Genomic DNA, 24,618 nt, shown 5'->3' with positions numbered 1-24,618 from the left:
ATTATTACAAAAACTTAGTTTAAGCAATATACAAACTAAGAATGTGATGATATAATCATAAAAAAAGTGAAAGCGGTAACAAATATTTTAGGAATAAGGACATCACATACTTAGATGATATATTAGTGCAGCTAGGTGAGAAAGAATTTGTTGAACGATAAAATTACATAGATAATAGATAAGAACGGAGGAGAAGCATGAGCTTACTACAAGAAATTAAGGACAGTGGGGTTGTCGCAATTATTAGAGGGGCTACGCTTGAAAATATAATTCCGATTTCAAAAGCCCTACGTGAAGGTGGAGTGAAGACACTAGAGATTACCGTGGAAACACCAAACGTATTGTCAGTCATAGAAAAAGCTTCTACAGAATTAGATGGTGTAATCGTTGGGGCAGGTACTGTACTTGACCCGGAAACGGCCCGAGCGGCTATTTTGTCAGGAGCTAAGTTTGTTTTTTCGCCAACTGTAAATACAGAAACCATTCGAATGACCAAACGCTATGGTGTAATTAGTATATCTGGAGCCTTAACTCCTACAGAGATTTTAACAGCTTATGAACATGGCTCTGATGTCATAAAAGTATTTCCAGCCAATGTATTTGGACCAACTTATTTAAAAGATGTGCATGGCCCGCTTCCTCATATTCCTCTTATGCCAACAGGGGGAATTAACTTATCCAATACGGCTGATTATATAAAAGCCGGTGGGATTACTGTAGGACTTGGTAGTTCTTTAGTCAACACAAAGTTAGAAATAAATGAACATACGTTAGCAGACCTAACGGCTAAATCGAAAGCGTTTGTTAATGAGGTACAAAAAGCAAGGCATTAATTCTATCATTCCAATTAGAAACCGCTTTGGAGGTGTCATATAAGGTGATATTGTCCCTTTTAAAGACACCTCTATCATTTTTTATGAATCTCTACTTTCATGTTATTTAGTTTTCCCACTATTTGTACAAAGTGTGAATGGGAACAGCATATAGAACTTGTATGAAAGGGGTTAGAAATAGGATGAACAAGGTAGTACTAGTAGATGACGAACATTTTGTTAGAAAAGGGATATTAGCACTTGTAGATTGGCAGGAATGTGGTTTTGAGGTTAGTGCAGAAGCATCTAATGGTGAAGATGCATTAGAGATCATTGAACGAACCAAGCCTGATTTAGTTATTACCGACATACGTATGCCTGTACTTGATGGTTTAGAATTAATAAGGCATTTAGTGGAAGATAAACAATTTCCGACTAAGTTTATTATCCTAAGTGGCTACAATGACTTTAAATATGCTCAAAAAGCTGTTCGATACGGAGTTGTCGATTTTATATTAAAGCCACTTGATAAAGAAGAGATCGAAATTGTATTAAAGCAATTGACCAAAACACTTGATGAAGAAAGGAAGGTCAAAGAGTACAGACAAAACATAATCGTAACAAATTTGTTCGAAGATTTAGTTTCAGGGAACATTGAGCATGTCCAGCAAGAGCAAACGGATTTGTTATGCTTAGATTCAGTTAATCAAATGAATTATTTAATTGCTGAAATAAATGAAATCATTTCAAATCCTATAGAAAGAACGAGGATAGAATCATATAAAACAATGATCGGTGATGCGATATGTGATCTGACCAAAGCGGAAATATGGGCGATCAGAGAACATGAGTTGCTTCGGTTTGGGTTAGCAATTACAGACAACCACTTGGCGAGCTTTGATCATAATATTTTAGTTTTTGTTAGTAGCTTACAAAAAAAATTACAACATGAACTTGATAAAAGTTTAACGATTTATATTGGTCAAACGGTAAATAAGGTCAACGAACTTCATGTATCCTTCGAATCGGCAATCAAATCTCTGCAGTATAAATATATGAATGTTAGTAATCAACCAATTATATTTGATAAAGTTAAAGACTTGTCCATCACTCATATGGATATTGATGACCATTTGTATACATCTCTCATGGAATCAATTGAAGAAAAGGATAAAAAGAACATTCAAGAAAAAATTGATCTTATTTTTTCAGAATTTCAGGTCCACCTCTTTGCTCCAGGGTCAATTAAAGCGTCGATTACTCGATGTGTGAATAAAATCATCAAAACGATTAGAAGTATGGAAGGCAATGAACAACAACTGACTACGCTAACTCCTATGTTACATTTGCATAATAGTTCGGTGACATTTATTGAATTAAAGGAGTATTTTTCGGAATTGGTTCTTGAGGCTTGTGAGTATATCTGCAGCTTGCGAAAAAAGAATGGAAAAGGTGATATATACAAGATAAAAGCGTATATAGAAGAACATTTCAATGAAAATATTAGTTTAAAAAGTATAGCGAGTGCTTTCTATATGAATCCTGTCTACATGGGACAGCTTTTTAAAAAGACGTTTGGGGTGTATTTTAAAGAATTTATTCTGCAATTAAGGATTGATGAATCAAAAAAGCTTCTTAGGCAAACAACATTACGAGTTTATGAAATTGCTGAGAAAGTAGGGTTTAGAAATTCAGATTATTTTGTAACTCAATTTGAGAAACAAGAAAGCATGACTCCAACTGAATATCGAAAGTCACTCGAAAGAAATGGATGAAACAGTGATGAAAAAGTTTAGCCTAAATAACGTCCAACTTAAGAATAAATTATTAATTACTTATTTCTTATCTGTCTTTATTCCAATCCTCCTAACAAACATCATTTTTTATCATGTAACAATTAATAATGTGAAAAAACAAAAAATGCATGACTTAACACTTGCTTTTGAGCAAGTAGAAACTGAATTTATTAATACAGTGGATGAGGCTATAGGTGTTTCAACAACGATATATACTGATAATATCATTCATGGTTTTTTAGAAAAAGAGTATGAAACCGTTATTGAGTATATTACAGACTATGAATCTATTTTTCGTAACTTCAATAAATATAGCCCTGTCTATTCTTCAATTAAAGAAATTACGTTTTATACCGATAATCAATCGATGCTGTTTGCAGGAGGGATTCATAAAATTACGGAGGATGTAAAAACGAATGCACTACATCAAGACTTTATGTTATTAGAACAATCGCATCCTGTGTTACGAAGAAATGTTTCAACCGATACATTTAGTGTGATCCGTAAGTTAGACTATTTTCAAAATAATACAAGAGAGAAATTTGTGAAAATAGACTTAAATACCGATATGATTAAACAAGCTTTTAACAATGTAACATTTCAAGGCAATATTTATTTAGTAGGTGAAGAGGATCAGGTTGAGTACAGTACGGGTACGGTTATAAATGATGAAGAATTAAATTTCTCGAAACTTTCTGATATTCCTGAAGAGTCTATTACGTTCGAAAAGGAGTTTGAACTTAATTACTTAAATAATTGGAAGTTAGTTGGAGTTGTTCCGGAGAATGCTATATTAGAAGAAGTGGAGAATTCTGGGGAATTTATTTTGTATTTAGCCGCTCTTAATTTCTTCATACCATCCTTTATTATAATATGGATTTCGTCTTCTCTTCACAGTCGGTTATTACGCATATTACGTCATATGAAACGAATGAAAAACCAAAATTTTGCATTGATAGATGGCATAGAGTACAAAGATGAAATTGGGCAATTAACAAGTGAATTTAATCGTATGGCTAAGAAGATCAATGATTTAATAAATGATGTGTATATAGCTAACCTACAAAAGAAAGATTTAGAGCTAAAGAGGAAACAAGCTCAACTAAGTGCATTGCAGAGTCAAATTAACCCTCATTTTCTTTTTAATTCATTAGAAACCATTCGTATGAGAAGTTTGCTGAAAAATGAAGATGAGACAGCCAAGATTATTCAAAATATGGCTAAGTTATTACGAAACTCTATATCGAGCGGGAAAGATTGGGTGAGCGTTCAAGAAGAATTAAAGATTATTACTAGTTTCTTAGAGATTCAGCAATATCGGTTTGGCGAAAAGTTGCAATACGGGATTGACGTTGATCCTGAATGTATGGAGTTAGATATTCCATATATGTCTCTTATACCTTTTGTTGAAAATGCCAGTATTCATGGAATTGAGCCTAAAAGAGGGAATGGGTTTATCCATTTACAGTTGAAGAAGGTTCAAGGCGGTGTGATGTTTACCATTAAAGATGATGGAGTTGGTATGAATGAGAGTAAACTCTCTATGTTATTACAATCCATTCATAACGAAGATGATATGGGAGAAAGCATTGGTGTGAAAAATGTCTACTATCGATTAAAGCTGCTTTATGGTGAGTATTTTGCTTTTGAGATAAACAGTATTATGGATAAAGGCACAGAAGTTCGAATCTTTTTTCCAAGTAAGTAGAAGACCCTAAGTTTTTCTAAGTACGAACTATACTTTCCGGGGTCACAGCTACAGAATTTAAGCGCTATAATGTAAGTGCTTACAAAGTAAGTGCTTATAAGTACACTTGTTAGGAGCAGTTATGCATGAGAACTAATTGTTTGCTTATTGCTACATTATTTATTTGTTTAGTAGTAGTCACGGGGTGTAATCGTGATGAAAGTGAACATGTGAATACCGCTCTAAAAGGAGAGGATCCAGTTACGTTCACATACTTTAATGCTGCTAATAACGGTAGAAACATGGATTCCAACGTAACGACAATTGGGAAAATGTTTGAAAAAGAAACAGGAGTGAACTTTAAAGTAGAGTATCCTGTAGGTGATATTGATACACATGTTGGAGTGATGATAGCTAGTGGACATTATCCAGATGTATTAAGTCCCGATGTGGCAGTTGATAAAGTAGTTGAAGCTGGAGCCTTCATTCCATTAAACGATCTAATTGATGAATATGCGCCCAATTTAAAGGAGGTATATGAACCTTACTTAGATATGATGAAGCATGAAGATGGAAATATTTATTATATTCCTTTTGGAGCGAGTAACGGTTATATTCCTAACCCCAATATATACCAAGGTGCTTTTTGGATACAACGAGGTGTTTTGAAAGAGTTTGGGTACCCAGAAATCACGACTCTCGATCAATACTTTGATCTAATCGAAGCATACGAAAAAAAGTACCCAATGATTAACGAACAAGAAACGATTGGATTCACAGCTCTAACGTATGATTGGAGGTTTTTTACTTTAGCTAATCCTCCTGCCCATTTAGCAGGGTATCCAAATGATGGTGATGTAATTGTTGATATGGATACGAACGAAGCAAAAGTATATGGAAATAAAGACATTACTAAGCGCTATTTACAAAAGCTGAATGAAATAAATAGCAAAGGATTATTTGATAATGAAGCTTTTATCTCGACCTACGAAGAATACTTAGAAAAAATATCCTCTGGTCGTGTGCTTGGATTTTTTGACTATCGTTGGCAGGTTGGAACAGCATTTAATCATTTAAGTGAAGCTGGGGACGATGATCGAGAATATATGGCATTACCGATTGTTTTTGATGAAACGATTAAGGATCAATATCTTGATCCACCATCATTTACAGCAAATCGAGGGATTGGAATTACGATTAATGCCGAAGATCCTGTCCGTATTATGAAGTTCTTTGATCATTTGATGAAAGAAGAAAATCAGAAGTTGGTAAATTGGGGAATTGAAGGGGAAACGTATGAAGTGAATGATGAAGGGCGTTTTTACCGGTCGAAGGAACAGATTGCTTTAACAAATCAAGCCGATTTCCGAGAACAATTTGGCTTTTCGATTTTTGAATGGTATTGGCCACGAGGGAATGGATTGTATTCTGATGGAAATGCGTGGGAACCACGACGTCAACAGGAAGTGGCTATGAATGATTATACAGAGGAAGATCGAGTACTATTAGATGCTTACAACATTGAAGTCTTTTCTGATCTTTTTTCAGAACCGGAAGAACGTCCATGGTTTCCGGCGTGGAGTGCAAACGTAGAGCCAGGGTCGCAAGCAGCGATTTTTGAACAGGAAAAGCACGAGTTACAAAGACTTTGGTTCCCTCAAATGATTTTAGCTGATCCCAATGAATTTGAATCGGTTTGGGACATGTATGTGGAAGAGTTTAATCAGACTGGATACGAAGCATTTGAGCAAGTGATGAATGAGTTTATTCACAAAAGACTTGAATTAAGCAACAATAATCAGTAAATGATTCATCGTTATCATCAGTTGTATGAAAGTAAAAGTAAATCAAGGAGGAAACAATAATGAGCATGAGCGTTAAAGAGCTAACAGAAGCATACAAAGGTTGGTTAAGATATGAAAAGATTGAAGACCAAGATTGGATGAATGAAAATGGGAAGTGGCTTTCTGCTATTGTAAGTTCCGGTACTTGTACGACAGTTATCGAATCAGCTATAGAGGAACTCATCAAAGCATTCACAAACATGACAGGGCAAAAGCCGGCGCTAAGCGATTCTGTTCAAAGTTCCTATTCTATTGTTTTATCAAAAATAGAAGAAGGGGATGATGCATCAAATGAATTAAATGATGATGGTTATATTATTCAAGCAAAAAAAACAGATAATGGCTCGGCCGTTTTGTTAGCTGGTAAAACAGATATCGGTATTCTATATGCAAGCTTTCACTTGTTAAGACTCATTCAAACTAGAACCAACTTAGAGACCGTCAATTTGAGAGAGAACCCGACGAATCAGTTAAGAATGATTAACCAGTGGGATAATATGGATGGAAGTATTGAGCGCGGATATGCTGGTGAATCTATTTTTTATGAGAATAATCAGTTCACAAACAACCTTGAACGAATTAAAGATTATGCTAGGTTGCTCTCTTCAGTTGGAATCAACGGAATCTCCATTAATAACGTAAATGTTCATGCCGTTGAAACCAAGCTTATTACAAATGACTTTCTACCTCATGTAGCAAAAGTGGCAGAAATCTTTCGGGGTTATGGGATTAAAACGTTTTTAAGTGTTAATTACGCTAGTCCTATTCAATTAGGCGATTTAGAGACGGCTGATCCACTAGACGATAACGTTCGAAATTGGTGGAAGGAAAAAGTAAAAGATGTTTACAGTTATATTCCTGACTTTGGGGGATTTGTCGTCAAAGCAGACTCAGAACATCGCCCTGGACCTTTTACGTATGGAAGAAATCATGCAGATGGTTCGAATATGCTAGCAGAAGCATTGGAGCCTTTCGGAGGAATTGTGATTTGGAGATGCTTCGTCTACAATTGTATGCAAGATTGGCGTGATCGTAAGACAGATCGTGCAAGGGCAGCGTATGATCACTTTAAGCCGTTAGATGGACAATTCCATGAAAATGTCATTCTGCAAATCAAAAATGGCCCAATGGATTTTCAAGTGCGCGAAGCAGTATCTCCCCTATTTGGAGCCATGAATGAAACGAATCAAATGTTAGAGTTTCAAATAACACAGGAATATACTGGACAGCAAAAGCACGTTTGCTACTTAATTCCTCAATGGAAAGAGATTCTGGAATTTGAAACGTATGCTAAAGGGGAAGGAACTCCTATTAAACGAATTGTTGATGGTTCCACATTTAAAAATCGTTTTAGTGGGATTACAGCCGTTTCAAATATTGGTAACGATACGAATTGGACCGGACACCAGCTCGCTCAGGCAAATCTATTTGGGTTTGGTCGTTTGATTTGGAATCCTGATCTTTCTGTTGAAGAAATTACAAATGAATGGATTCATGCCACATTTGGAAATGACCCTGACGTGGTAGAGCAAGTATCTATCATTCTCAAGGATTCATGGCCAATATACGAAAATTATACATCTCCACTTGGTGTTGGTTGGATGGTTAATCCGGATCATCATTATGGACCGAATGTTGATGGATATGAATACTCTGTCTGGGGAACCTATCACTTTGCTGATTGTGACGGAATAGGAGTTGATCGAACGGTTGCTAGCGGAACAGGATATACAGCACAGTATTTTGATGAAAATGCTAGCATGTATGAATCATTAGATACATGCCCAGATGAGCTATTGTTATTTTTCCACCATGTTCCATATACACATAAACTTAAATCTGGAAAGACCGTTATCCAACATATCTATGATACTCATTTTGAAGGGGTTGAACAGGCGATAGGTTTAAAAGAGCGCTGGAGTAGCTTAGAAGGAAAAGTTGATCAGGAGTGTTATCAAAATATTTTGGACCGACTTACTGGACAAATTGATCATGCAAAACAGTGGCGAGATATTATTAATACGTACTTCTTGCGTAAGTCTGGTATTCAAGATGAAAAAAATAGAACGATCTATTAAATCATATTAAAGTGATGAGGATGATTCAAGTTATAACTCCGAGACATACACGTATATAAACAGATACGGGTGTTACTATTTTCGGGAATATTAATTTGTAGTCATCCTCATTTTTCTAATTAGTAAGATGGTAGCCTATTATAAGTTTCATAAAAAGTTGATCACTATACGGAGGGGAAAATGATGCAAGGAATTATGGGTGGGTTTTACCGAGCTAGTGAATGGGTAATGAGACTTGCCTATATCAATCTACTGTGGATTTTATTTACAGCATTAGGACTGGTCTTTTTCGGGATCATGCCTGCTACAGTATCTATGTTTACAATTATTAGAAAATGGTTTAAAGGCGAAACGGATACTCCAATATTTAAGCTCTTTTTTGCTACTTATAAAAAAGAATTTATGAAGAGTAATTTATTATTTATTTTCTTATTTGCGATTGCGTATATATTATATATTGATTTTCAACTACTCTCCCAAATGGGAGGAATCATTCAACTAATACTAAATGCAATTTTGATTATCGTTGTATTTGCTTATTTAATTATGCTTGCCTATATTATTCCAGTCTATGTTCATTATGATTTGAAGTTCTTTCAATATATGAAACACGCACTATTAATAGGGGTATTAAGTCCAGTCATGACGATTGTAATGGCGATCGTTTTATTTATTGGATACTACTTATTTATGTACATCCCTGGCTTAATTCCACTTTTTGGAGTAAGTGCAATTGGTTATATCGTCATGGGATCATCATACTTTGCTTTCAAGCAACTTGAGTTGAGACGACAAATTACAGAATTAAGACATGGCACGTAGGATGAGGGGATTATCCATGGTGCTACGCTTTCCAGCCCCCAGTATTTAGTACTTTGACTGTATCATGAGAATGAGGGAAAGTTCTTCAGGAGGAATTTCCCTTCTTTTCTGAAATGTTAAATAAACATATATACTTTTTTAAGTGTAAACTATATTTTGCTTAGTTTTTTTGGACGAAAGAGTTTTGTATAATTTACTTATAAGCAGCAAAGAAAACAAAACAGAACAGATACGTTCAGCTTAATAGAAAAAAGTTGAGTTACTGAACGTCGAAAGAGTTTCTCATTTAACTCTTAATGAAAACGCTTACTAAGAGGTGGTGGAAGAAAGAACGCACTAGTAAAATAATGGACGGTTGAAAAGCATGGGGGATATTCATGTGTTAATAAACACAGCAAATCTTGTATGGTAATGCATTAATATGGCAGTCGTTGTTTTTTTTGAAAGGGTTTTCAGTTGATTTTTTAAGGAGATTTCTATCGTTGTACCTTATCAAAGAACACTACCATACTAGTATATCTAGAATGGTGTGAAAGTGCATTATTTGAAAGGGGTGATGAAAAGAACAAATAATACACTTTATTGTCAGCGTTTTCATTATAAAAAATAATTAAGGAGGAAAGAAAATGCTTAAAAAATCATTATTTACGCTTTTATCTTTACTACTTACTTTTGGTATTTTGGCAGCTTGTTCAAATGAAGAGGCAGCAACAGATCCAAGTTCAGATCCAAGTACAGAGGATAGTGGCGAAGCCGTAACGATCACAACAGCTCGAGTTCTTGATGACGGTACCGTATTTAAAGATGGCGAGGATGTACACGATAACGTAGTAACAAGATGGGCGGAAGAGGAACTTGGTATTAAATTTGTAACAGAATGGACGCAACCAAATGATGAACAATTTAATACTCAGCTTCGCCTAATGATGTCATCACGCGAAAAATTGCCAGATGTTTTCTTAGTTTCAAATAATAATATTAAAGCAGACTTAATCCAATCAGGACTAGTCATGTCAATTGATGAAGCAATTGAAGAGCATGCTACACCTAGGGTCAAAGAGCTTTTCGAAAGATTTCCAGAAGCCTTTTATCCATCAACGAATGAAGATGCAGAACGTTTCGGTGTTCCAAGATACTCTGGTGGTAACGGTTCAGATACGCTTCTTTGGATTCGCCAAGACTGGCTTGATAAATTTGATTTAGAAGCTCCAGAAACACTTGAAGAATTAGAACATATTATGGATGTATTTGTTAATGAAGATCCAAATGAATCTGGAAGAGACGATACGATTGGGATTACGTTTGCAGCTGGGGACGAAGGTTTCCGTGGTGGAAACATAGCTGACTCAAGCTGGGTATTTGGTGCATTTGGTGATTATGTTCCTGGTAACTGGAGTCAAGCTGATGATGGTTCTCTAGTTTACGGCTCCATCCAACCAAACGTTAAAGATGGGTTATCTAAAATTAACGAATGGTATGAAAGTGGTTATTTATCAACAGATTTTGCAATTTTAAGTGCTGGTGATGCACAAGAAAGCTTTATTTCAGGAAGGTCTGGAATTATGGCAGCTCCACCTTGGGCACATGGTTATCCAATTGGTGAAATTGCACAAGTTGTTCCAGATGCTGTAGTAAAACCATTCCCGCACGTATCTGGACCAAATGGAGAGGCTGGACGTAGAGGTGAGGGATTAATTGTTGGTTCGTTCCTATTTAATAGAGAATTTGAGCATATGGATAAGTTCTTTGAATATTGGGATGCAATTCTTGGCTACACATTAGGTGAATCAGAGCATTTTCCACATGGTTTATTTGAAGGTTATGATTATGTAATGCAAGACGGCGAGCCGGTTTATGATATTGCACAATTTGAAGAAATTACTGGGGAAGATCATGTTGATCCAGGTAGATATTTCTTACCTACGAATATTCCAACAATTCCATATGAAATGTATGGTTTACTAGAGGAATTTCATGATACAGGCAGAGATCCTGTAAATGGATATGAAGCTAATCTTGCTGGTAGAGAAAAAGATTACATTCATGCAGCGGCAATTGTTAATAAACAAAATGAGATTCGTATCGTTAATGAGTTTTCGGGACCGCCTACTGATACGATGAGTTCGAGATCTGAGCATTTAGAACGATTAGAAGATGAGCTTTTTGTTGACATTATCTATGGAAACAAGCCATTAGATGCATTTGATCAATTTGTTGAAGATTGGTTAAGTTCTGGTGGGGAGCAAGTTACACAAGAAGTAAACGAATGGTATGAATCCGTTCGCTAATAAGATGATCTAAATAAAAGCAAAAAAGGTGCGAACAATTAGTCGTTTATTAAATTTTTTGTTCGCACCTTGCTTTTAACTAGTTACTTTCTTTAGGTATAGGAGGGAAAGTCATGAGTCAGCAAGTTGTTCATAATAAGACGAATCAAGTTACGAAAGAACCAAAACTTAAAAAGAAAAAACAAAAATGGGACCTGAAAAGAACGTGGCAACTTCATGTACTTTTGATACCAGCACTCATTTTAGGACTTATTTTCCAATATGCTCCCATGTTTGGGATCGTCATGGCGTTTCAGGATTTTAAGCCATGGTTAGGAATATGGGAGTCACAATGGGTAGGGCTTGAACATTTTCGAACGATGTTTGAGTACGATTATGCGAGACAGGTTATCTGGAACACTCTTATCATTTCTATGCTGAAAATTATCTTTGGATTAATTGTCCCAATTACAGTCGCATTATTATTGAATGAAATGTACAAAATGGCCGTCAAGAGAACGGTTCAAACCATTATTTATTTACCTTACTTTCTATCCTGGGTTATTCTAGGTGGTATTTTACTAGATTTATTATCTCCAGATGGAGGTCTTGTCAATCAATTCATAGGTTTCTTTGGAGTCGATCCAATCTTTTTCTTAGGAAGTAATGATTGGTTTAGAACAACCGTAATTATTAGTGATCTTTGGAAAGAAACTGGATTTAATACGATCGTCTTTTTAGCGGCTATTACAGCTGTAAATCCTAGTTTATATGAAGCTGCTGTTGTTGATGGTGCGAATCGTTGGAAACAAACTCTTTATATCACGTTGCCAGCCATGCTACCAATCATTATTGTTGTTGGTACATTATCACTTGGAAATGTTTTAAATGCAGGGTTTGACCAAATTTTTAACCTATATAATCCATTAGTTTATCAAACTGGGGATATTATCGATACTTATGTATACCGTGTGTCATTAGTTAGTGGTGACTTTAGTTACGGTACAGCTGTTGGTTTATTCAAGTCAGTTATTAGTTTGGTTTTAATTGTTGTAGGTTATCGTTTAGCTTACAAGTATGCGAACTGGAGAATTTTCTAGGAGGGATTTCCTATGCGTGTCTATAAAACGAAAAGCTATACCATTTTCACGGTATTTAATTATAGCTTTCTCATCTTGATGGCATTACTGTGCATTTTACCACTGGTACATATTTTGGCCGTATCGTTAAGTGGAAGTGCAGCGGCAGCAGCGAATATTGTTACTTTTTGGCCGATTGATTTTACAATAGATGCTTATGAACGAACAATAGGAAACGATAATTTTATTCGTTCTTTCATGATCTCAGTCTTACGTGTTGTATTAGGAACTGCTATTTCAATGGGGGCAATGCTTTGTGCAGCTTATTCTCTAGCGAAATATGATGAAGAATTTAAAGGCAGAAAATTATACGTATGGTTCTTCGTCTTTACGATGATTTTTAATGGTGGATTAGTACCAACGTACATGGTTGTAACAGGCTTAGGGTTAACAAATACCATTTGGGCATTGGTATTACCAACAGCAATTAATGCGTTTAATTTAATCTTATTATTAAATTTCTTCCGGACATCTGTTCCAAAATCCTTGGAAGAGTCTGCAACGATTGATGGAGCTAACCATTTTCAAATTTTCTTGAAAATCTATTTGCCGATCGCGGTTCCAGCCATAGCAACCGTATCATTATTTACCATGGTCTTTCACTGGAATTCTTGGTTTGATGGCATGATCTATAATAACGATGCTAGAAATTATCCTTTGCAGACCTTTTTGCAAACGATTATTGTTCAACAAGATTTTAGCCAAATTACTGATGCTGAAACATTGCGGAACTTGTCACAACGAACAGTTCAATCTGCACAAATCTTTATTGCCGCTTTACCAATGTTAGTGGTTTATCCATTCATTCAAAAATACTTTGTGAAAGGTATTGTATTAGGTGCTGAGAAAGAGTAAAAGAGTAATATTGAAAAGAAGGGATTTTTATGAAAAAAATAAAGGTTCGTAAAGAGGGAGAAGCAACGTTTAATAACAACTGGAAATTTTGTGTTGGGACCGGGCGTTTAGGACTTGCATTACAGAAGGATTACTTGGAGCATCTGAAATTAGCGCAACAATCGATAGGATTTGAATATATTCGTGGTCATGGCCTGTTACATGATGATGTAGGAATTTACCGTGAAATTGAAGTGAATGGGGAAACGCAACCATTTTATAATTTCACATACATTGATCGAATCTTTGATTCCTATTTGGAGTTAGGTATACGGCCATTTGTTGAAATTGGGTTTATGCCAGAACTGCTCGCTTCAAGTGAAGAAACAGTTTTTACGTGGAAGGGGAATGTAACTCCTCCAAATGACTATAATAAATGGAAGGATTTAATTATTGCTGTAGTCTCTCATTTTATAGATCGGTATGGAGAAGAAGAAGTGTTGAAATGGCCTTTTGAAATTTGGAATGAGCCTAATCTAGTAAACTTCTGGAAAGATGCTAATAAAACAGAGTACTTTAAACTTTATAAAGTAACAGCAATGGCAATAAAAGAAGTACACCCAGATATTCAAGTAGGAGGTCCTGCTATATGTGGAGGTTCTGATGAGTGGATCGTTGAATTTCTTGATTTTTGTCAAAAAGAACAAGTTCCTGTTGACTTTGTTTCACGTCATGCCTATACATCAAGACCGCCAAGTAAAGTAACGCCAGATTATTACTATCAAGAACTCGCGGATCATACGAAGATGCTTGATGAATTTAAAAACGTAAAGGAAATGATTCAGACTTCTCCTTTTCCTGATTTGCCATTTCATATTACTGAGTACAATACGTCTTATAGTCCTATTAATCCTGTTCATGATACAGCATTAAATGCGACGTACCTTGCTCGAATCTTAAGTGAGGGTGGCGATTATGTTGATTCATTTTCGTACTGGACATTCAGTGATATTTTTGAAGAGAGGGATGTGCCAAGGGCGCAGTTTCATGGGGGATTCGGGCTGATTGGAATGAATGAAGTACCAAAACCGACCTTTCATTTATTCTCGTTTTTTAACAAGTTAGGTCAAGAACGTTTATATCGTGATGATGATGTCATTGTAACATGTAAGAAAGACGGGGCCATTGCCCTTATTGCTTGGAATCTTGTAATGGAAAAAGGAGAAGGGTTTGAAAAAGAATTATCCTTTACGATTCCACTTAGAGATGGTGATGCATTTATAAAGCGTCAAACTGTCAATGAGGACTACGCTAACCCATGGAGAGTATGGAAAGAAATGGGACGTCCGCGTTTTCCTAGTAAGGAAATGGTAGAAACCTTGCGTCAATCAGCAAAGCCTCTTATTAGAACATCGCATGGTGAGTCTATGAATGGTGAGCTAACGATCGATATCACCTTATCGAAGAATGAACTAACGTTGATTGAAATCACTCCTGTAAAGGATGAAACGGATTCGTACGTTGGCTTAGATGATTCGTTAATTACTTCATACTAATAAGTTGGCTATGCTTTTTAGACTCATCTCATACAGTCTTTTAAAATTTAGCATACCATACTAGTATGATTAAAATGTTAGTTGAATAAGTTATAGTGAAAGCTATATGAAGGAGGAAGAGACAATGAGCAAAAATGATGGCATGAATTATGCGCCTAAAGGGAAAGTCAGTCGAGTTGTTGAAAAAGGCGAGTTTCGTTTTGCTGCGATTGGATTGGACCACGGTCATATTTATGGAATGTGTAATGGTTTACTAGAAGCAGGAGGGGAGCTAGTTGCTGTATATGACCCAGATGAAAAAAAAGCAAGTGGGTTCAAAGAGAAGTATCCAGAAGTGACGATAGCTGCATCTGAGGATGAAATATTAAACGATCCAACGATTCACTTAGTCGCTTCCGCGAATATTCCAGTCGATCGATGTGCATTAGGGCTTAGAGTGCTAGATCATGGCAAACATTATTTTGCAGATAAACCTGCATTTACTACGAAGGAACAAGTAGAAAAAGCAAGGGAAAAAACGGCAGAAACTGGTTTGAAGTGGGGAATCTACTATAGTGAACGCTTGCATGTAGAAAGTGCTATTTTTGCTGGTCAATTAATTGAAGAGGGAGCGATTGGCCGAGTCATTCAAGTCATGGGTACAGGTCCACATCGTGCTAGAGCAAATGCTAGACCAGATTGGTTCTTTGATCCGAAATATTATGGAGGTATTTTATGTGATATCGGAAGTCACCAAATTGAACAATTCCTACATTACTCCGGGGCAAACGATGCAAAAGTGCTACATAGTAAAGTAGCAAACTACCATTTTAAACAATATCCAAAGTTTGAAGATTATGGAGATGCTACGCTTGTTGCTGATAACGGAGCTACGTTCTATTTTCGAGTGGATTGGTTTACACCTGATGGTCTCGGTACATGGGGAGACGGCCGAGTGATTATTCTAGGAACCAAAGGGTATATTGAAGTGAGAAAATATATCGATATTGGTAGAGACTCTTCGGGAGATCATTTGTACCTCGTTAATCACGAAGGAGAAAAGCATTTCGAATGCAACGGGAAAGTAGGCTGCCCATTCTTCGGAGAATTTATTTTGGATTGTTTAAATGGAACAGAACATGCAATGACACAGGAACATGCGTTTAAAGCGGCAGAATTATGTATTGAAGCACAGGAAAAAGCCATTCAAGTTGAATCAGCTGATACACCGGCTGCTGTGAAGTAAGAGTTTGTTAGTAGTAATAATTAAGTTGAAAGAGTAGTTGTCAATTTTTATGTGGAGGGATCACTTTGGCTAAGAATATTTTCTTTAACGCTCACCACTCACCAATCGGAGCTTTTGCAAGTTTTACTTTCGGGTTCAAAGGAGGTAAGGGTGGATTAGGGTTGGAGCTTGATAAGCCTGCTGATGAGAATATATACGTCGGTTTAGAGAGTAGAGAGAACAACCAATATGAGGCATTCCCGTTTTTTGGGGATGTAGCAGAAGATCTAGCTCGTTTTGCTGTTGGAAATGATGAGACAAAAGCAGATCAGAAACTGATTAACTATTTCAATGATTGTGATATTACAAGGGACTTGAAGCTTGGTACAGATTCATGGCAAGCAGGGGATATGACATTTGAAGTGTATTCCCCTGTAAAAAGTGTACCGGACCCATCCGTTGGGCCAGATGAAGACGTAAAGAATGCAATTTTACCAGCTGTATTTGCCAAGATTACGATTGATAACACGGGGTGTAATAAGAATAGAACTGCTTTCTTTGGTTATCAAGGAAGTGACCCTTATTCTGCTATGCGAAGGCTTGATGATACAAGTAACGGAGAATTTGTCGGGATTGGTCAAGGTCGTCAAACGGCCATTGTAACAAATGAGCCCGGAGTTAAATCAGGTTTAGGCTTCTCGATTGAAAAAATTCTAACGGTTGAACACGAGATTAATTATGGGTTTGGATTAGGTCTTGTAGGAGCGTTACTCATGGAAGTTCCTGCCAATGAGAAGAAAGAATATACTTTTGCGATTAGTTTTTATAAAGGTGGAATAGTGACGAGTGGGATCGATACACAATACACCTATACTCGATATTACTCGTCCATTGAAGACGTTTCTAGCTATGCTCTTTCTAATGTAAAGGGATTCATAGATGAGTGCACAAAAGCGAATGCCTTAATTGAAAAGGATACCTTTTCAGACGATCAACAGTTCATGATGGCTCATTCGATTCGTAGTTACTACGGAAATACGCAGTTACTCGATGACGTTGATAAAAAGCCAATATGGGTTGTTAATGAAGGGGAATATCGAATGATGAATACATTTGATTTAACCGTTGACCAATTGTTTTTCGAATTAAAAATGAACCCTTGGGCTGTAAGAAATGAACTTGAATTATTTATTGACCGTTATAGTTATCAAGATGAAGTACGTTTCCCTAACGAAGAAACCCTTCACGCCGGGGGAATTAGTTTTACTCATGATATGGGCGTAGCCAATGTGTTCTCAAGGCCTGGTCATTCTGCTTATGAAGTTGCAGGAATCGATGGTTGCTTCTCTTACATGACACATGAAGAATTAATCAACTGGTTATGTTGTGTAACCGTTTATATTAATCAAACGAATGATCAAGATTTTATAACGAAGCATTCAGATACGTTGAAAGACGCTTTTTATAGCATGCTAAATCGGGATAATCCTGATCCTGAGTTACGAAATGGTTTAATGGGATTAGATAGTTCAATGACAAAAGGTGGAGCTGAGATTACCACATATGATAGTTTAGATGTTTCACTAGGGCAAGCAAGAAACAATATCTACATTGCTTCTAAATGTTGGGGAGTCTATGTAGCTTTGGAAAAATTATTCCTTAAATTAGGAGAAAATGAACTATCGCAACTCGCTACAGAGCAGTCTGAAAGGTGTGCAAAAACCATTTCAAATGAAATAACGGAGGGAGGCTACATTCCTGCAGTACTTTCTGAGGGAAATGACTCTAAGATCATACCAGCGATTGAAGGATTGATTTTTCCGTATTTTACTGATTGTAAGGAATACCTTAAAGACAACGGGAAATTTGGCTATTTTATTAAAACGTTAAAAGAACACATTACGACTGTATTAAAGCCAGGTATTTGTTTGTTTGATGATGGTGGTTGGAAGCTGTCTTCTACTAGTGACAATTCATGGCTAAGTAAAATCTACCTTTGTCAATTTGTTTATCGTGAAATATTAGGATTCTCTTGGGGCGAAGAAGGAAAAGCTGCTGATCGTGCCCATGTTAATTGGCTCACACACAAAGAGCTATCCTACTGGAGCTGGAGCGATCAAATCATTAAAGGCGAAATTGCAGCAAGTCGGTATTATCCGCGTGGAGTTACTAGTATTTTATGGCTATTAGAAAAGTAGAATCACGAAATAAGGTTGCTTTGTAATTGAAGTAATTTAATAGGAGAGGATCATATGTTAAAAGTAGCGATTATAGGTACGGGAGCGATATCTTCAACTCATATTAAAGCATATCAAGAATTCTCAGATCGTTGTGAAATTGTTGCCTTATGTGATATTTATCCAGAAAAAGCGGAAAAACAAGCTAATGATTTCAACTTAAATGTCAATATTTATGATGATATTAAGGGCATAGTGGAACGCACAGATATTGATTTAGTATCTATTTGTACTCCGCCATACACACATGCAGAAACAGCAATTGCGCTATTGGACTCTGGAAAAAATGTACTTGTTGAAAAACCGATGGCGTCTTCTTTAGAAGAGTGTGATGCCATGAATGAAGCAGCAAGTAGAAACCAAAAGGTATTATCGGTTGTCGCGCAAAATCGGTTTGGGTCACCAATGATGAAGTTAAAGCACGTCCTTGAATCAAAGCTGATGGGACCGATTGTTCATACTCAAGTAGATTCTTTCTGGTGGAGAGGACATAGTTATTATGATTTATGGTGGAGAGGCACATGGGAGAAAGAAGGAGGCGGTTGTACGCTAAATCATGCTGTTCATCATATTGATATTTTTCAATGGATGAACGGGATGCCAAAGGAAGTGACTGCCGTATCGACTAATACGTCTCATGATAATGCAGAAGTAGAGGACTTATCGATTGCCATTTGTCGTTATGACAATGGGAGTTTAGCGCAAGTGACGAGTTCAGTTGTTCATCATGGAGAAGAGCAACAATTGATTTTTCAAGGTAAAAATGCACGCGTTTCTGTACCTTGGAAGTTAAAAGCTTCCACAGCACAAGAAAATGGTTTCCCGGTAGAAGATAAAGAATTGGAATCAAAGATTCAGCAAGTCTATGATGAGTACCCACCCGTTGCGTATGAAGGGCACACAGGACAAATTCATGATGTACTCCTTGCTGTGGAAGGGAAAAAAGATGTTCTTGTTGATGGAATACAAGGTCGACAAACGCTCGAGCTCATAACGGCTATTTATCAATCTTCTAGCTTTGGGGAGTCTGTGAAATTACCTTTAAAAGACGACAGCCCTTTTTATACAAGAGATGGGGTCATGAAGCATGCCATACATTTTTATGAGAAGAAAAACAGTATAGAAAATTTCACTAACAATCAAATTACAACAGGTGGAAATTATTCAGGTGATCTATAACTCAACTAATAAATGAACATCTTACGTTTAAGGGAGAGAAAAGATGTTAAGTGTAAGTGATTATCAAAAAGCAAAATCTAAAACGATGAGTTATTTTGAGCAAGCGAATATTATATTAACTAGTGAAGAACAAGAAAAAATAGAAATTGCCGATTTTGGGTTAAATGATTTAGAACGACAAGGGTTAGAATTGGTAACCTATATAAATAACGAGCACTATTGTGCGAAAGAATTGGTATTGTTTCCACTGCAAACTTGTCCTGAACACAAACATCCACCAATTGGTGATTCATTGGGAAAAACGGAGACATTTCGTTGCCGCTATGGGAAGGTATATTTGTATGTGGAAGGTGAGCCTTCAATAGATTTTAAAGCAAGCATTCCAAGTTCTAGTAAAGATTATTACACGGTCTCTCATGAAATTGAATTACATCCAGGTGATCAATTTACGATCCCCCCTAATACCCTTCACTGGTTTCAAGCGGGTGAAGAGGGGGCGATTGTATCAGAGTTTTCCACGACAAGCAGGGATGAATACGATATCTTTACAGACCCACATATTACACGAGTTCCTAAAAAAACGTAGGCTGTTGTAACTACTTTAGACTACCATACAAGTAGACTTGTATGGTAGTCTAAAGCTGAGGAGGTGTAGCAATGTGATTTTGGAACTTGATGAAAGAAATAAATTCGCTTCAACCCGTGATTATGTTTATACCATTTTACGGGAAAACATTATTTCATTAAAAATTGAACCTGGACTAAATATTTCCGAGAAAGAAATTTCAGATATACTTCAAGTGAGTAGGACCCCTGTGAGAGAAGCATTTGTGAAGCTAGTACAGGATGAATTATTAGAAGTCTTTCCACAAAGAGGATCATTTGTTGCACTAATCGATTTAAAACATGTTGAGGAAGCTCGTTTTATTCGTGAGCATTTGGAAAAAGCGGCAATAGAATTAGCTTGCAGCGTTTTCACACCAGAGCATATGCAGAAACTAGAGTTTAATATTTATATGCAAAAGCGCTGTGTTGAAGTAAAGGATTATAAGAAGTTTTTTGAGCTTGATGAAGAATTTCATGAGACCATATCTGAAGGATGTGGGAAGAAAAGGATCTGGAATATTATCCAACAAATGAATGTTCATTTAAATCGAGTTAGAATGCTTAGTTTAACAGAAAAACATAATTGGGATACCATTTTACAACAACATGAGGATATGATTCTTGCGATTCGAGAAAAGAATGCAAACAAAGCTAAAACGCTTATAACAGAGCATCTAACTCTTGTGAATGAAGATCAGGGAAAATTAAAGGAAGCTTATCCTATGTATTTTAAATAGGACAAAGAACCAGATAGCTGGTTTTTTGTTAGGATATATGAAAGCGTTACCTTTAAATAATAAAACTTGTTAACAGAGGTGATTAGGTGAGTTCATTTATGAATCAAGACTTTTTGTTAGAAACGGAAACGGCGAAGAGGTTATTTCATGAATATGCAAAAGAAATGCCGATTATTGATTATCATTGCCACCTATCAGCGAAAGAAATAGCGGAGAACAAAAGGTTTTTTTCTATTACAGAGGTGTGGCTTGGTGATGACCATTATAAATGGAGGGCATTACGAGCAAACGGAGTAGCTGAAGAGTATGTGACAGGTGAAAAAAGTGATAAAGATAAATTTCTAAAATGGGCTGAAACGGTTCCAAACCTGATTGGAAATCCCCTTTATCACTGGACCCATCTTGAGCTTCAGCGTTGCTTTGGAATTGATGAAGTTCTAACTCCAGACACGGCTGAGATGATTTGGGAAAAATGCAATATTAAATTACAAACAGGTGATTTAACTGCAAAGGAGATTATCAATCAATTTAAAGTAAAAGCGTTATGTACAACAGACGATCCTGTAGATTCTCTTTATTATCATAAGCAATTAAAAGAAGATCCAACTTTTTCTGTTAAGGTTTTGCCAACATTTCGACCGGACGGGGCATTAAACATCGAAAAGACCTCATTTAGCAATTGGGTAAAAGAGCTTGAACAAGTTTCAGGAAGAACCATATCCACCTATGGAGATTTCAAGAAGGCATTGGAAGATCGAGTTAATTATTTTCATGATGTTGGATGTCGTTTATCTGATCATGGATTAGATTCATCGTTCTACACCCCCTATCAAGAATCTGATATAGAAACGATTTTTAATAAAGCTCTAGCAAACGAAAAAATTAATGAAGGAGAAGCGATCCAATACAAAACAGCAGTCATGATTTATTTAGGAAAGTTATACGCCAAAAAGGGCTGGGCGATGCAGCTGCATATTGGTGGACTCAGAAATGTAAATACAACAATGATCGAACAAATAGGACCTAACACGGGGTTTGATTCCATTGCTGACTTTACGTACGCACAGGATTTAGCTAATTTGTTAGATGAGTTAGAAAAGAATGGTCGTTTGCCGAAGACCGTTTTGTATTGTTTAAATCCACGTGATAATTATATGGTTGCCACATTAGCTGGTAATTTTCAAAGTGAAGTACCAGGTAAGATCCAATTTGGTACGGCTTGGTGGTTCAATGATCAGCGTGATGGAATGGAAGACCAAATAAAAACGTTAGCCAATGTAGGCGTATTATCTAACTTTGTTGGAATGCTTACGGATTCTCGTAGTCTTCTTTCCTATACTAGACATGAATATTTTAGGAGAATCCTTTGCAATGTCATCGGTAAGTGGGTTGAAAATGGAGAATATCCAGCTGACTTTAAACAGTTAGGAAAGATAGTGAAGGATATTAGCTATTCAAATATTGAGAACTACTTAGGATTCGATCAAGTGAAGGGGAAGGGGCTGGAAAATGATGAAAATGACATTTCGATGGTTTGGGGAAGGCAATGACCTGATCCCTTTAGAGCACGTCAAACAAATCCCGGGGGTAGAGGGTATCGTTTGGGCATTACACGACATTCCGGCAGGAGAAGAGTGGCCATTAGATCGGATCATGGAAGTAAAAGAGTTAGCTAACCAACATGGGTTTCATATCGATGTAGTTGAAAGTGTGAACGTTCATGAGGATATTAAACTGGGGTTGCCCACAAGAGATCGCTATATTGCCAATTATAAACGAACGATTGAGAAGTTGGCTCAGGCGGGAGTGAAGGTTATCTGTTATAACTTTATGCCGGTGTTTGATTGGACTCGAACGGACTTGTTTAAAGAACTAGAAGATGGATCAACAGCTCTCTTTTTTGAGAATGCTAAGATCAAAGATCTTGAACCGATGGAATTAGTAAAAGAAATCGCCGGTAATTCAACACTGACAATGCCAGGCTGGGAACCTGATAGACTTCAATCATTATCTAGGCTTTTTGAACAATACAAAGGTGTGACAGAAGAGGATTTATGGGCGAACTTGCAATTCTTTTTAGAAGAAATCATTCCAGTTGCCGAAGAAAATAATATTAAAATGGCCATTCACCCAGACGACCCTCCTTTTTCTGTTTTTGGTTTGCCTAGAATTATCATTAACAAAGAGAACATTCAACGTTTTTTAAAGCTTGTTGATCGCCCTGCTAATGGGTTAACTCTTTGTAGTGGATCACTAGGAGCAAATCCTACTAATAATGTTGCTGAAATGATTAGAGAGTTTGCAGATCGAATCCATTTTGCTCATATCCGGAATGTGAATACATATGAAAATGGAGATTTCATCGAAACGTCCCATCGCTCTTCTGACGGTACCGTTGATATTTTGGGGATTATGAAAGCTTATCATGAAATTGGGTTTACAGGTTATGCAAGACCGGATCATGGTCGGCATATTTGGGGAGAGAAGTGTAGACCTGGTTATGGGCTATATGATCGAGGACTAGGGATTATGTATTTATGGGGTATTTGGGATTTACTTGAACGAACAAAAAAGGAGGAAGCGTTATGTTACCAATCAATGAAAATTTGAAAGGAAAAGTAGCAGTTATTACGGGTGGAAGTGGTGTATTATGCGGTGCGATGGCAACAGAGCTTGGCAGGCAAGGTGTAAAGGTGGCGATATTAAACCGTCAGCTTGAAAAAGGTAAGCTAGTTGAACAAGAAATACGGGAAAATGGTGGGACGGCTCTTGCCGTTTCTTGTGACGTCCTAGATGTTGAAAGTGTGAAAGAAGCAGAAGCCCTCATTTCAGAACAGCTCGGTGAATGTGATATTTTAATTAATGGCGCTGGTGGGAATCATCCTGATGGTTCTACAACAAATGAAACATTAAAACCAGAGGATCTCGATAATAAAGAGCTAAAGACATTTTTCGATTTAACAACAGAAGGCTTTCAATTTGTCTTCAATTTAAATTTAATTGGTACGATCATTCCAACTCAAGTATTTTCTAAGAAAATGATCAATAAAAAAGGGGCAACCATTATTAACATGTCTTCGATGAGTGCTCCGTCACCTATGACGAAGGTACCAGCATATAGTGCAGCTAAAGCAGGTATTGATAATTTTACACAATGGTTAGCGGTACATATGGCTGAAGTTGGGATTAGAGTTAATTCAATTGCTCCTGGTTTTTTTCTTACACAACAAAATAAAAGATTGTTAACGAATGAAGACGGATCGTTAACAGAGCGCTCTCACAAAATATTAGCTCATACTCCGATGCAACGATTCGGAACACCTGAAGATTTACTTGGAACATTAATTTGGCTGTCTGATGAAAATATGTCAGGTTTCATTACAGGTATTACGGTTCCGGTTGATGGAGGGTTCTTATCATATTCAGGCGTATAGTTGAACATTTATGCTTAAGCAACCAAGTAGTGGATTTCCGCTGCTTGGTTGCTTTTTTACAGAATTAAGATATTGATTATGTGAAGGTTGAGAAAGGTCAGTGGTCACTGAAAAAGTCCTTTTAGAAGATTCTAGGAAGCGGCAATGGTACGAGTAACCCACTCATAGCAGGTTTAAAACAAAGCAACGGTTCCGCTTAAAGACCACTGAAAAAGGTGAAAGTCGTGAGGCCACTGAAAAAGGAAAAAATCGTACCCTAAGAGGATTCGAGGAAGTAGCAATGGCTCCACACGTTGCACGCCAGCTACGAGAAACCCACTCGTAGCTAGCTTAAGACAAAGCAACGGTTCCACTCATTGCTTAAAGGCCACTGAAAAGGTGAAAGT

General features: G+C 36.8%; 18 protein-coding genes. All 18 read left to right on the top strand.

Going from position 1 to position 24,618, the window contains the following annotated elements:
- Positions 1-197 precede the first annotated feature (197 nt).
- The 18 genes from LQ50_RS07820 (at position 198) to LQ50_RS07735 (ending at position 24,232) form a co-directional block, all read left to right on the top strand.
- Complete coding sequence (locus tag LQ50_RS07820; protein WP_034627889.1) at positions 198-833, top strand: bifunctional 4-hydroxy-2-oxoglutarate aldolase/2-dehydro-3-deoxy-phosphogluconate aldolase; 636 nt, start codon at positions 198-200, stop codon at positions 831-833.
- A 182-nt stretch (positions 834-1,015) separates the two neighbouring features.
- Positions 1,016-2,587: a response regulator transcription factor gene (locus LQ50_RS07815; RefSeq protein WP_161784668.1), complete on the top strand. Its 1,572-nt coding sequence runs from the start codon at positions 1,016-1,018 to the stop codon at positions 2,585-2,587.
- Positions 2,588-2,594: 7 nt separating this feature from the next.
- Positions 2,595-4,316 (top strand): sensor histidine kinase, encoded by a 1,722-nt coding sequence (locus LQ50_RS07810; protein ID WP_034627887.1) that lies wholly within the window; start codon positions 2,595-2,597, stop codon positions 4,314-4,316.
- Between the two features lie 125 nt (positions 4,317-4,441).
- The gene (locus LQ50_RS07805; protein WP_034627885.1) at positions 4,442-6,100 is read left to right on the top strand and encodes an ABC transporter substrate-binding protein; all 1,659 of its coding nucleotides are present in this window, start codon (positions 4,442-4,444) and stop codon (positions 6,098-6,100) included.
- A 59-nt stretch (positions 6,101-6,159) separates the two neighbouring features.
- On the top strand, positions 6,160-8,217 hold the full coding sequence (locus tag LQ50_RS07800; protein WP_373279176.1) for an alpha-glucuronidase family glycosyl hydrolase: 2,058 nt from the start codon (positions 6,160-6,162) through the stop codon (positions 8,215-8,217).
- Positions 8,218-8,400: 183 nt separating this feature from the next.
- Complete coding sequence (locus tag LQ50_RS07795) at positions 8,401-9,039, top strand: YesL family protein (protein WP_237563668.1); 639 nt, start codon at positions 8,401-8,403, stop codon at positions 9,037-9,039.
- A gap of 626 nt (positions 9,040-9,665) precedes the next feature.
- On the top strand, positions 9,666-11,327 hold the full coding sequence (locus LQ50_RS07790) for an extracellular solute-binding protein (protein WP_034627881.1): 1,662 nt from the start codon (positions 9,666-9,668) through the stop codon (positions 11,325-11,327).
- Between the two features lie 113 nt (positions 11,328-11,440).
- The gene (locus LQ50_RS07785) at positions 11,441-12,406 is read left to right on the top strand and encodes an ABC transporter permease (RefSeq protein ID WP_034627880.1); all 966 of its coding nucleotides are present in this window, start codon (positions 11,441-11,443) and stop codon (positions 12,404-12,406) included.
- Positions 12,407-12,418: 12 nt separating this feature from the next.
- Positions 12,419-13,300, top strand: a complete 882-nt coding sequence (locus LQ50_RS07780) for a carbohydrate ABC transporter permease (protein ID WP_034627878.1) — start codon at positions 12,419-12,421, stop codon at positions 13,298-13,300.
- A 29-nt stretch (positions 13,301-13,329) separates the two neighbouring features.
- The gene (locus tag LQ50_RS07775; RefSeq protein WP_034627876.1) at positions 13,330-14,835 is read left to right on the top strand and encodes a GH39 family glycosyl hydrolase; all 1,506 of its coding nucleotides are present in this window, start codon (positions 13,330-13,332) and stop codon (positions 14,833-14,835) included.
- Positions 14,836-14,959: 124 nt separating this feature from the next.
- The gene (locus LQ50_RS07770; protein ID WP_034627875.1) at positions 14,960-16,060 is read left to right on the top strand and encodes a Gfo/Idh/MocA family protein; all 1,101 of its coding nucleotides are present in this window, start codon (positions 14,960-14,962) and stop codon (positions 16,058-16,060) included.
- 65 nt (positions 16,061-16,125) lie between these two features.
- Positions 16,126-18,237 carry a glycoside hydrolase family 52 protein gene (locus tag LQ50_RS07765; protein WP_034627872.1) on the top strand — a complete coding sequence of 704 codons (2,112 nt, stop codon included), beginning with the start codon at positions 16,126-16,128 and terminating at the stop codon, positions 18,235-18,237.
- A gap of 54 nt (positions 18,238-18,291) precedes the next feature.
- A complete protein-coding gene (locus tag LQ50_RS07760; protein WP_034627871.1) occupies positions 18,292-19,455 on the top strand; it encodes a Gfo/Idh/MocA family protein in 1,164 nt (387 codons plus the stop codon).
- A 43-nt stretch (positions 19,456-19,498) separates the two neighbouring features.
- A complete protein-coding gene (locus tag LQ50_RS07755) occupies positions 19,499-20,041 on the top strand; it encodes a D-lyxose/D-mannose family sugar isomerase (RefSeq protein WP_034627870.1) in 543 nt (180 codons plus the stop codon).
- 73 nt (positions 20,042-20,114) lie between these two features.
- On the top strand, positions 20,115-20,798 hold the full coding sequence (locus LQ50_RS07750; RefSeq protein ID WP_373279175.1) for a GntR family transcriptional regulator: 684 nt from the start codon (positions 20,115-20,117) through the stop codon (positions 20,796-20,798).
- An 86-nt stretch (positions 20,799-20,884) separates the two neighbouring features.
- Positions 20,885-22,348, top strand: a complete 1,464-nt coding sequence (gene uxaC / locus LQ50_RS07745) for a glucuronate isomerase (RefSeq protein WP_152608187.1) — start codon at positions 20,885-20,887, stop codon at positions 22,346-22,348.
- The gene (uxuA, locus tag LQ50_RS07740) at positions 22,311-23,408 is read left to right on the top strand and encodes a mannonate dehydratase (RefSeq protein WP_034628040.1); all 1,098 of its coding nucleotides are present in this window, start codon (positions 22,311-22,313) and stop codon (positions 23,406-23,408) included. The genes uxaC and uxuA overlap by 38 nt, the downstream gene beginning before the upstream one ends.
- Complete coding sequence (locus LQ50_RS07735; RefSeq protein WP_034627868.1) at positions 23,384-24,232, top strand: SDR family oxidoreductase; 849 nt, start codon at positions 23,384-23,386, stop codon at positions 24,230-24,232. The genes uxuA and LQ50_RS07735 overlap by 25 nt, the downstream gene beginning before the upstream one ends.
- Positions 24,233-24,618 lie beyond the last annotated feature (386 nt).

It is taken from the genome of Halalkalibacter okhensis (assembly GCF_000787375.1).
Taxonomy (GTDB): domain Bacteria; phylum Bacillota; class Bacilli; order Bacillales; family Bacillaceae_D; genus Halalkalibacter; species Halalkalibacter okhensis.
The sequence above is the reverse complement of the archived record's forward strand: the minus strand, read 5'-3'. Positions and strand labels throughout refer to the sequence as shown.